General features: G+C 65.3%; 10 protein-coding genes. 7 read left to right on the plus strand and 3 right to left on the minus strand.

Annotated elements, in window-relative coordinates:
• Nucleotide 1 precedes the first annotated feature (1 nt).
• A complete protein-coding gene (locus BC1002_RS05735) occupies nucleotides 2–400 on the plus strand; it encodes a cupin domain-containing protein (RefSeq protein ID WP_013089126.1) in 399 nt (132 codons plus the stop codon).
• A gap of 77 nt (nucleotides 401–477) precedes the next feature.
• Here the strand turns inward: BC1002_RS05735 and BC1002_RS05740 are convergent, their stop codons facing one another.
• On the minus strand, nucleotides 478–1,335 hold the full coding sequence (locus BC1002_RS05740) for an oxidoreductase (RefSeq protein WP_013089127.1): 858 nt from the start codon (nucleotides 1,333–1,335) through the stop codon (nucleotides 478–480).
• 245 nt (nucleotides 1,336–1,580) lie between these two features.
• On the opposite strand from BC1002_RS05740, the gene BC1002_RS05745 reads away from it, so the two are divergent.
• From BC1002_RS05745 to BC1002_RS05760, 4 genes are all read left to right on the plus strand, one after another.
• Complete coding sequence (locus tag BC1002_RS05745) at nucleotides 1,581–2,045, plus strand: BCAL1086 family glycoprotein (protein WP_193373029.1); 465 nt, start codon at nucleotides 1,581–1,583, stop codon at nucleotides 2,043–2,045.
• An 89-nt stretch (nucleotides 2,046–2,134) separates the two neighbouring features.
• On the plus strand, nucleotides 2,135–2,584 hold the full coding sequence (locus tag BC1002_RS05750) for an Rrf2 family transcriptional regulator (protein ID WP_013089129.1): 450 nt from the start codon (nucleotides 2,135–2,137) through the stop codon (nucleotides 2,582–2,584).
• A 98-nt stretch (nucleotides 2,585–2,682) separates the two neighbouring features.
• The gene (locus tag BC1002_RS05755; protein WP_013089130.1) at nucleotides 2,683–3,330 is read left to right on the plus strand and encodes an NAD(P)-dependent oxidoreductase; all 648 of its coding nucleotides are present in this window, start codon (nucleotides 2,683–2,685) and stop codon (nucleotides 3,328–3,330) included.
• A gap of 118 nt (nucleotides 3,331–3,448) precedes the next feature.
• Nucleotides 3,449–6,253 (plus strand): mechanosensitive ion channel family protein, encoded by a 2,805-nt coding sequence (locus BC1002_RS05760; protein WP_013089131.1) that lies wholly within the window; start codon nucleotides 3,449–3,451, stop codon nucleotides 6,251–6,253.
• Nucleotides 6,254–6,369: 116 nt separating this feature from the next.
• Here the strand turns inward: BC1002_RS05760 and BC1002_RS05765 are convergent, their stop codons facing one another.
• Nucleotides 6,370–7,038 carry a cysteine dioxygenase family protein gene (locus tag BC1002_RS05765; protein ID WP_013089132.1) on the minus strand — a complete coding sequence of 223 codons (669 nt, stop codon included), beginning with the start codon at nucleotides 7,036–7,038 and terminating at the stop codon, nucleotides 6,370–6,372.
• 132 nt (nucleotides 7,039–7,170) lie between these two features.
• Here BC1002_RS05765 and BC1002_RS05770 point away from each other — a divergent pair, with 132 nt between their 5' ends.
• Nucleotides 7,171–7,644 carry an Lrp/AsnC family transcriptional regulator gene (locus BC1002_RS05770; protein ID WP_013089133.1) on the plus strand — a complete coding sequence of 158 codons (474 nt, stop codon included), beginning with the start codon at nucleotides 7,171–7,173 and terminating at the stop codon, nucleotides 7,642–7,644.
• Between the two features lie 173 nt (nucleotides 7,645–7,817).
• Nucleotides 7,818–8,027, plus strand: coding sequence for a hypothetical protein (locus BC1002_RS05775; protein ID WP_013089134.1), 210 nt, complete (start codon nucleotides 7,818–7,820; stop codon nucleotides 8,025–8,027).
• 16 nt (nucleotides 8,028–8,043) lie between these two features.
• Here the strand turns inward: BC1002_RS05775 and BC1002_RS05780 are convergent, their stop codons facing one another.
• Nucleotides 8,044–10,560 (minus strand): FUSC family protein, encoded by a 2,517-nt coding sequence (locus BC1002_RS05780; protein WP_013089135.1) that lies wholly within the window; start codon nucleotides 10,558–10,560, stop codon nucleotides 8,044–8,046.
• Between the last annotated feature and the right edge of the window lie 129 nt (nucleotides 10,561–10,689).

The following is a 10,689-nucleotide window of genomic DNA, read 5'->3' on the forward strand; positions in this document are numbered from 1 at the left end:
CATGCAGATTTCCAGATTGCTGATCGCATCGCTGCTGCTGGCAGCGGGCGCCGCACAGGCGCACGAGCCGCCGCAGGCGCAAGTTACGCCGCTGATGACCAAGGCGCTGGAAGACTATCCGGGCAAGGAGGTCACGGTGCTCTCGGTCGAGTATCCGCCCGGCAGCGCGGACCCGGTACATCGGCATGATGCGCACGGTTTTATCTATGTGCTGGAAGGCTCGATCGTGATGGGCGTGCGCGGCGGCAAGACCGTCACGCTAAGGCCGGGCCAAACCTTCTACGAAGGGCCGAACGACGTGCACACGGTCGGGCGCAATGCCAGCAAGACCAAGCCGGCTAAATTCCTGGTTTTGCTGCTGAAGGATACCGGCGCACCGATTCTGACGCCGACGAACTAACTGGCCCGGCGGTATTCGCGCAACGGCCATTCAGCTGAACAGCGGTTCGGCCCATTCCGAACCGCTGCTTTTGTCACTTAGGCAGCGAAGTCGGTCGATGACGACAGCTGTTTCCAGGCTTCCGTTTCCTGCGTTACGTAAGCGTTTTTCGCGGCGATGGCAGCCAGCGTGTCCGTCCCCAGCGGAAGGCGCAACGGCGGGGACGCCGCGTCGACCAGCGCGATCATCGCGGCCGCAAGCTTGGTCGGGTCGCCGGGCTGGTTGTGATTCAGTTGCATGGCTTTGCGGCGAACCGCACCCGAGGTTTCGTCGTAATCGTCGATCACGTCCGGCGCAACGACCAGCGACGACGCATCGAGAAAGTCCGTACGAAAATACCCCGGCTCGACGACTGTCGCGTGAATACCCAGCGGCTTCAACTCGGCATGCAATGCTTCCGTGATGCCTTCGACGGCGAACTTCGTCGACGAATACACGCCAAAGCCCGCTGCGGCACGATAGCCGCCAATCGACGACACATTGATCACGTGGCCCGAGCGGTTCGCGCGCATCGTCGGCAATACGGCGCGGGTGACGTTGAGCAAGCCGAAGACGTTGGTGTCGTACATGCGACGCACGTCCTCGTCGGCGGATTCTTCCACCGCGCCGAGCAGACCGAACCCGGCGTTGTTGACCAGCACGTCGACGCGGCCGAATTTTTCGATTGCGGCCTGCACCGCCGCCTTTGCCTGCGCTTCGTTGGTTACGTCCAGTTCCACCGGCAGCAACGCAGCCGACTCGCCAAGCCGCTCGGTGATCGCTGCACTTTTGCGTCCGGCGGCCACCACCGCGTTGCCGTCTGCAAGCGCGGCTTCGGCAATCAATGCGCCGATGCCTCGCGACGCGCCGGTGATGAACCAGACCCGCTTGAAACCGCCCTGTTGGATGTTTGCCATGATGTGTCTCCTACGTGTGAGTGATGAAGTGATGCCATCGTAAGCTCAGCGATTGACACAAACTAGCCATGCTTCACTGGAGTCATAATCAACTTATATTTGCTAATCGTCGGCTCCAGCATGTTTCGCAGACAGAGACTCGACCGGGCTCGCCGGGGCGACTCGAAGCGGCCGCGCGGCGCAACGGCGGTATCATGGGCACTTCTTCGCAAGTGCGAGCTGCCCGGCGCGGCTCCTTTCTGATCATGAATTCATCTGTTTCCTCATCGTTATTGCGCCGCGCGGCCGTCGTGGTCTTCGTGTTCGGCGCGCTGGCCGCGTGCCAGAAGAACGACGCGTCGGCCGGCCAGGTCGCGGGCAAGCTCAACGACGCCGCGCAGCTTGCCGGTCAGAAGCTCGATCAGGCCGCGAGCTTCGTCGGCCAACAGGTCACCGCGACCAAGGACGCCGCACAGCAGAACCTCGACTCGGCCTCCGCGCCGTCGATCAGGATCGACCCGGCCGCGCTCGCGTCGAGCGCGCAGGCCAACCTGCAGAACGCCGCGAGCGCGGCCAACGCGCAGCTCGGCAGGGCCGCGTCGATCACGGGCCAGAGCCTCGAAACGGCGGGGCGCAAGCTGCAGGCGTGGTCGGCGCAGAATGCGAGCTCGTCGGCTTCGTCGAGCGCATCGACCGATTCCGCCGACGCCCAGAAGCAGATGGACAAATAACCCGCGCGCCGTTCGATCCGGCTTTCGCCGTTTGACTTTAGAGGTATATGTAATTACTATGGTTACACATTGTCGTTGCGGGATCTGTCGTGAACACGAGTAGCCGGTTTGCCTTTGCCGTGCATGTGCTCGCGCTGTTGTCGTTACAGGGCGGCGTGCCGTTGTCGTCGGAAATGATTGCGGGCAGCGTGAACACGAATCCCGTGCTGATTCGCCGGCTTCTGGCCATGCTCTCCGAGGCCGGCCTCACCACGTCGCAGATGGGTGCCGGTGGCGGCGCGTTGCTCGCGCGGCGGCCGGAACAGATCACGCTGCTCGACGTCTATCGCGCGGTGGAAGACGCGCAGTTGTTCGCGTTGCATCGCGAGGAGCCGAATCCCGCGTGCATGGTCGGGCGCAATATCCAGAGCGTACTGAGCGGGATCGTCGACGAAGCGCAGCAGGCAATGGAGGCGGCGCTGGCAGCACGCACGCTAGCCGATGCGACCGCCGACGTGGTCCGCTCGGAGCGGCATCGCGCGCGCAAGCGCCGAGCTTGAGCGCGTCTAGCAAGTGAACGGGGTGAGAGCCCCGCTTTTTTTCTCGCTATATGTAACTTTGAGAGTTACATATAAAACAACTTGAGGAGTACGCTGATATGAGCAAGCAACTGAAGATCGCCTTGTTTGGCGCGACCGGCATGATCGGTTCGCGGATTGCCGCGGAAGCCGCGCGTCGCGGGCATCAGGTGACGGCGCTGGTGCGCGATCCGGCGCGCGTGCCGGCCGGCGTCGCGAATCTGCACGCGGCGCAGGCCGATCTGCTCGACGCGGCGAGCGTCGGCGCGGCGGTGCGCGGTCAGGACGTCGTCGCAAGCGCGTATGCGCCGCCGCAAGGCGATCTCGCCACGCTGACGCAGGCCACCCGCGCGCTGGTCGAAGGGGTGCGCGCGGCGGGGCTGAAACGGGTCGTCGTGGTAGGCGGCGCGGGCTCGCTCGAAGTCGCGCCAGGCAAGCAACTGGTCGATACCGACGGTTTTCCGGACGCGTACAAGGGCATCGCGCTCGCGCATCGCGCCGCCTTCGACTACTACCGCGGCGTGACCGATCTCGACTGGACCTTCTTCGCGCCGGCCGCGCTGATCGCGCCGGGCGAGCGCACCGGCAAGTTCCGCACGGGCGCGAACACGCTGATCGCGGACGCGGACGGCAACAGCCGCATTTCGGCCGAAGACTACGCGATCGCGTTCGTCGACGAACTGGAGCAGGGCCGCTTCATCCGCCAGATCGCGACGGTCGCGTACTGACGACCGGCGCATCGATTTCGCCGGCCGCGCAAGCGTACTAACATTCGGTTACGCATGTTCGGGCGCGCCGGGCGTAACTGCGGCTACACTGGCGTCTGCCGTTTTCTCACGGATTGCCATGCAGTCATGCCCGTCGCGGCGTGAGTCCGAGGCTGCACCGTCTGGCGGCGGGCAGCAGCCGGCGATTCTCACCGCCACTCATCTTTCCTCCAATTACATCGTTCGCGGCACTGCCAGCGGCGACGCCCGCCTGCGCGCGAGCGCAAGTGCGCCCGGTTGGTTTGCCGTGCTGCTATGCGCCGCGCTGATTCTGTGTCTCGGCGTGCTGCCGCGCATCGCGCAAGCCGCCGGCCCCGCGGTCGGCGGCGGCACGCCGGTGATTCCGGCCTTGCAGAGCCTGATCAACAGCGCGACGGTGAACGCGACGCCCGCGTCCGCGGCGTCGGGTACATCGGCGCCCGAGGCGGCGTCGGCGCCGTCGCCCGCCAGCCAGGCGGAGCTTGCGCGCTCGCTCGACAGCGTGATCGCCACGCTCGACAACGACCGCCAGCGCAGTGCGCTCGTCGCCCAGCTCAAGAAATTGCGCGACGTATCGCAAAGCGCCGCGCAAACCGTCGGCCCGCCCGCGCCCGCGGCCGTGCAACCGAGCCCGGGCCTGCTCGGCGCGATCGCATCGGGCATCGCGTCGTTCGAATCCGATGTGCATCAGGGCCGCACGCCGGTGCGCTACTGGAGCGGGCGCGTGACCGCGGCCGGCAATGAGCTGTACACGATCGTCTCCGGCCAGGGCCGCGAGGGTGTCGGCACGATCCTGCTGGCGATGCTGGGGATGCTGGCCGGCTGGGGCGCCTGTGCCGGCGCGCTGATCTACCTGCAGCATCGGGTGCACAGACGCTTCGGCATCGAACTGGTGCTGCGGCCCAATCCCACCACGCGCGAGCTGCTGATCTTCGCGTTGCGCCGCGTCGGCCCGTGGATCATCGCGTTCATCGCGGCGCTGCTGTTCATGCGCGCGATGCCCGATGCGCTCGGCCGCACGCTCGGCATGGTGGTCGCGTACGCGATCGTCGCGGGCGCGGTGTTTTCCGCGATCTGCCTGATCATGTTCTCGCTGTTCGGCTCGGGCCACCGGCGCGTCGCGGTGCGCCTGCTGATCGATCACGCGCGCCGCGTGCTGTTCGTGATCGGCGTGTGCGGCGCGCTCGGCGACGCAGCCGTCAATTACGACGTCGAGCATCAGATCGGCACCAACCTCGCCGCGCTGATTTCGACCGCGGCCAACATGACGGCCGCCGTACTGACCGGCTATTTCGCGCTCGCTTTCCGCCGGCCGGTCGCGCACCTGATTCGCAACCGGCCGTACGAACAGCGCAACGACCATAGGGCCGCAACCGATGCGTTCGAGGTGCTTGCCGCGATGTGGCACGTGCCGGTGCTGGTGCTGGCGGCCGCGTCGGTGGTCGCGACGCTGGGCGGCTCCGGCTCCAGCGAAAACGTGCTGCAGATCTCGATCGTTACCGCGCTGCTGCTGGTGCTGGCGTTTTTCCTGTCGGCGATCGTGCTGCGCATGACGCGGCCGCGCAGCGCCCGCGCGCGGCGCCGCTCGCCGTACCTGACGCGGCTGCTGCGCTTTTGCGGCACCTTGCTGACCTTGTTCATCTGGCTGTTTTTCTTCGAATTGGCGGCGCGTCTATGGGACGTGTCGCTGGCCGCGGTGATCGAGAGGAACGTGGCGGCGCGCGGCATCGCACATGCGATGACGGCGATCGTCGCCACCGTGTTCATCGCGTGGCTGCTGTGGATTCTGGTCGACACCGCGATCACCGAAACGCTCAATCCGGGCAGCCCGCGCAACAAGGCGCGCATCCCGAGCACGCGCGCCCGCACGATGCTGCCGCTGGTGCGCAACGTGTTGCTGGTTTCGATCATGACGATCGGCGGCATCGTCACCGCCGCTAACCTCGGCATCAACGTGACGCCGCTGCTCGCCGGCGCGGGCGTGATCGGTCTGGCGATCGGTTTCGGCGCGCAATCGCTGGTGACCGACCTGATCACCGGGCTCTTCATCATCATCGAGGACACGATCTCGGTCGGCGACTGGATCGACGTCGATGGCGGCCATGCGGGCACGGTCGAACATCTGTCGATCCGCACCGTGCGGCTGCGCGACGGGCAGGGCGCGATCCACGCGATTCCGTTCTCGCAGATCAAGATCGTGAAGAACCTGTCGCGCGATTTCGCATATGCGGTGTTCGAGGTGCGCATGTCGTTCTCGACCGATGTCGACGAGATCACGCAGCTGATCCGCGAAGTCGGCGCGGAACTGATGGCCGACTTCCGCTACCGGCGCGAGATGCTCGGGCCGATCGAGGTGTGGGGCCTCGACCGTTTCGATCCGAACTGGATGGTGGTCAAAGGGCAGATCAAGACGCGGCCGTTGCAGCAATGGAGCGTGGCGCGGGCGTTCAATTTGCGGCTCAAGCGCAAGATGGACGAGGCGGGCATCGAGATTCCGGTCGCGCAGATGCGGGTGTACACGTCGTCGAAGGATAGCGAGGGCGAGCCGTTGCGCGACGATGAGATGACCGGGTTCGTCGCGCCTGTCGACGCCGGTGCCGATGACAGCAGGCATGCACATGGCGATGTGCATCAGCGGGCGCGCGACGGCGTACACGGCAAAGCGCATCGAAAGGCGCATGAATCCACGCGCGAGCGCACCGGCGAAGCGGCGCACGAGTATCCGCGCGAAGCGGAGTATCAGGTGGGCGCTGTCGGCCCGTCGGCGCGCGCGTCGACACATGTGCCGCTTGCGCCCGCGCGTGATGTGTCGCACGAACCGCGTCCGGCGCCGCCGCCGACCGGACAGACCGCGCCGATTCCGCCGCAGATTCCGACGGCAGGCGATGTGGGTGGGAAGAGTTGAGGCGGGGGGTGTTGCGGGCCGTGCGGCGGCGGCCGCGTGCTGGTGTGTTCGCGTGATTGATTGATCGCGCGAACGCGTTACTTCACGTCACGCGTCGTCGCGACGTGCAACCATCGTCAAACCATCTCCGCGGCGTCGGCCATGCGCACGATGTCGTTCACGTGCGTGCCGATCCGTGCGCCTTCGACGCCATAGACATGCAGCGACACCGCCGGTGCGTCGCTGCCGTTGCCGAGCCGATGAATCGCGGCACGGCCGCCGCGCACGTACGACACCGCGCCGCGTTTGCGCGTCTGAGCGCGCAGCGCGCTCGCGCATTGCTGCGCGTCGTCCCATTGGAAGGCCGTTTCGCTCAGTTTGCCTTCGACCACCGCGTAACCGCACCACGTGTGATGCGCGTGCACGGGGCTCGCCTGGCCGGGCTGCCAGACCAGCGCGGCGATTGCGTAGCGGCCTTGCGGATCGGCGACGAGCAGATGGCGCCGATAGGTGTCGACGGAGCCTTCGCGTTGCATCGGTGCGAGCAGCGCCGGGTCGGCGGCCGCCTCGGCGAGCGCGAGCCGCATGGTGCGCGCGAAGAATGTCGAATGCGACGGTTCCGGACATTTAGCGCAGGCTTCGAACATCGCGTCGAGCGTGTCGCTCAGTCGCTCGAGCGGTGTGCGCTTCATATCGCGCAGCGCGTGCATAGGTAACGCGGCCGCTTCGACTCGCGCCGGGTCCGGCAGCGACTTCAGGTAGTCGGGAAGCGGCTCGAAAGCGGTGGCGCGAAGGTCGTCGCTCATGATGTTGATGCAGCGCTGCTGGTCGGTAATTTTCGGTATCGATATTTATACCGGTTTGCCCGGAGAAAGAGTTTCCATATAATTCCCTCGACCGTCATAAAAGTAGAATAATTTCCTATAAGAGGTGGGGGTATGGGTATGGATATCATCGATCGGAAGCTGCTCGAATTGCTGCAGGCAGACGCTACGATGCCGATCGCCGAACTCGCGCAGCGCGTGAACCTTTCACAGACGCCCTGCTGGAAGCGGCTGCAGCGCCTGAAGGAGGCGGGCGTGATTCGCGCGCAGGTGGCGTTGTGCGACGCGCGCAAGCTCGGCGTCGGAACCACGGTTTTCGTGGCGGTGCGCACGAACCAGCACACGGAGACATGGGCCGCCGCATTTACGCAAGCGGTGCGCGATATTCCCGAAGTGGTCGAGGTCTATCGGATGAGCGGCGAGACCGACTATCTGCTGCGCGTGGTGGTCTCCGATATCGACGACTACGACCGGATCTACAAGCAGTTGATCACGGCCGTGCCGCTGTACGACGTGAGTTCGAGCTTCGCGATGGAGCAGATCAAATATTCGACGGCGTTGCCGGTGCGTTCGTCGGCGGTAACGTGATGACCGTGGAGCATCCGTGAATGCCGGGTGCGCCGCTTGCTGTTTCGAAAGCAAAACGCGCCACGGCGCATGCATACCGCTCCCGTCGGCTGCAAGCCGCGTGCAAGCCCACTGGGCGTAGAATGCCGCCTTCTCCGACCCATCCGCGACTGCTTCGCGATCGAGCCCGCTTCATGACCAGACCGCCGCGCAAGAAGAACCCGACCTTTGGCATCGCCGTCTTTATCGTGGCGGCGATTCTGCTCGTGACCGTCACGCTGATCTACAACGCGATCCGTGAAAAGCACGAGTTCGAAAGCCATCCCACGCAGGTGCCGCCGGTGGCTTCGGAGGCAGCCGCGGCAGTCAACGCGCTGAGACCGGCGAGCGGCGCCGCGCAATAACGCGCGCCTGGCTGTTTCACTCGTCCGGCAACCGGATGATGCTCGCGTCCTTGCGAATCTGCGCGGATGCCGCGAGCATCTGCTTGCATTGATGCGCGAGCAGCTTCGTGTCGTGCACGGCATCGGCCGTATAGTCCGGCGATTTCTCCGTTTTGACGACCATCGCGTCGAGCTCGCGACTCATCAGTTTGATCTGCTCGCTCTGCTCGGCGGGCAACGCGGTGCCGGCTTCGGCGGCGCTCAGGTTGTCGCGCACGAGGCTCAAAGCGCGCTGCAGCGGTTGTAGCGAGACGTCCTCGACCTGTTGCTGCTGTTGCGCGGATGTGCGCAGCAACGGCGCGGCGGCCGTGATCTGCGACGCGAGCACGTGACTGCGCACCAGCAGCCCGTTCAACTCCGGCACGAACTTCTGCGCGGACTTCGGTTCGAGCATCATCCGCTGGAACGCCTGGCCGAGATTGGCGAACGCAACGTGGACGTTCTTGCGCGCGAGCCGATAGCGGTAATCGCGGTCGAGCGCGGTCGCCGCCGCAGCAGCGGCCGCCGATGCGCCGCTTGTCGGGCGCGCGGTCGGATTGCGGATCGTGGTGGTGCCAGGGGGGGCGTCACCCGCGTTCGCGCCGGCACTTGCGTCCGCGAGCGGCGGTGCACGGTTCGCGCGCTCGGTGCCGCGCGCACCGCCGGCACTCCCCACTTCTCCTTCGGCTCCAGCGACCGCGAGCGCCGGCCCGCCAAAGCCGAGCGCCGGGTCCGCCATCGCGGCCGCCGGCGCGCGCGCGCCCGCTTCGGTCACGGCCGCGACCACCGCCGCGGCCGGCTTGCCGCTCCACCACCAGCTCGCTTCGAGATACTGCCGCGTCGCGCTGATCATGTTGTTGACCAGCTTGCCCATCAAGCGGTACTCCCAGTACGGGAACAGGTGGCTCGCCGCGATCGCGATCGCGCAGCCGACCACGGTATCGATCGCGCGCTCGCCGATGATGCGCAGGCTGCCCGGCGCAAGCAGATGGAACAGCAGCAGCACGTACGACGACGTGAACACGACGCTCGCCGTGTAGTTGAACAGCAGCAGGCTGTAGCTCATCACCATCGACGCGAACATCACGACCATCAGGATATGCGGCTCCTTCACGAAGATGATCAGCGCGATGCTCGCCGCGCAGCCGATCAGCGTGCCGATGATCCGCTGCCCGTTGCGCTGCTTGGTCAGCGAGTAGCCGGGCTTCAGAATGATGACGGTGGTCATCACGATCCAGTACGCGTTCGTCAGCGGCAGCAGGCGGCCGAGCCAGAAGCCCACGGCGACCGCGATCGTCACGCGCAACGCATGGCGAAAGCTGGGCGAGGCCATCGTCAGATTCGAGAAGATCTGCCCGAACGGCACGCGCCGGCTCGTCACGAAGCGGCTCAGCGCCTGGTCGATGCGCAGTTCGGTCTCGGTCGGACTCGGCTCGGTGGTGAGGCTGCGGTGCATCTTGTCGATCAGCCGCGTGGCGCTCCAGATACGGCGGAAATTCGACGACACCGCCGAATATGCCTCCGGGTTCTGCGTCGGCAGCTCCTGCTTGCGCATCAGCTCGATTTCATACTCGATCGCGCGCAACTCGGCCTTCACGTTCACGCGCTTGCGCGGCGCCTGGTTCTGCAGCACCGCGAGGCCGATCTCCTCGAGATCTTCGGCGGCCTTGCGGATCAGATCGCGATAGAACACCAGCAGGTCGGAGCCGCCGAACGTGCTGCGCACGAGCGTGTAATCGGTTTGCGCGCCGACGAACAGCTCGTGCAGATCGACGGTATTGATGAACAGGTTGTACAGCATCGCCCGGCGTGGTTCGAGCTTGCCGCGTTTGAGCTTGGGCAGATTGCGCAGCACGATGTCGCGCGCGGCCTCCTGGCGATCGACCGCGGCGATCTGCTTGTCGACCAGGTTGCGATAGCACTCGTCGAGATCGTTGTCGAGATCGTAGAAGGCGGCGCGCGCGAGCAGATAGTCCGCGCACGCGAACACGCTTTCGGCGAGCGCCTGCTGCTCGATCCGATACACCATCCATTGGCTCACGAAGGTCGACCAGTATGTGTACCAGAGGCCGCCGAGCAGGATCCACGACGCATTGACGAGCGCCTGCAGCGGCGTGAAGTGCTCCTCCAGCGTCAGGATCATCATGAACAGCGTCGCGAAGCTGATCTGCGGCCAGCGGTTGCCGTACACGACGATCAGCGACAGCACGAACGTGAGCGGCACGACGGTGCACCACAGCGCGATCGGATTGACGGTGGCGAGGCCGGTGGCGAGCGCGGACAGAAAGCCGATCACCGAGCAGGCCAGCATCTCGTTGTGCTTGTACTTGAGCGGGCCCGGCATGTCGACGACGCAGGCGCCGAGCGCGCCGGTCGCGATCGTGAAGCCGAGCTCACGATTGTGAAACACGATCAGGCACAGGATGGCCGGTAACGACACGCCGACCGCGATGCGCAGGCCGCCATAAAAGTACTGGCTATAAAGGAATTTTCTTATTTCGACCGAATAGCGCATCGACTACCTGAATCCATTCACCGAGAAAACCGCAGTTGGAAAGACAGCGCGAAACTGCCGTCGAGTCTAACTGATTTTGCGCGCGTTCTGACCTCGTCCATTCGGCCAGGTTATGCCCTGGGAGATCGG

Origin of the sequence: Paraburkholderia atlantica (genome assembly GCF_000092885.1) — a bacterium.
GTDB lineage: Bacteria > Pseudomonadota > Gammaproteobacteria > Burkholderiales > Burkholderiaceae > Paraburkholderia > Paraburkholderia atlantica.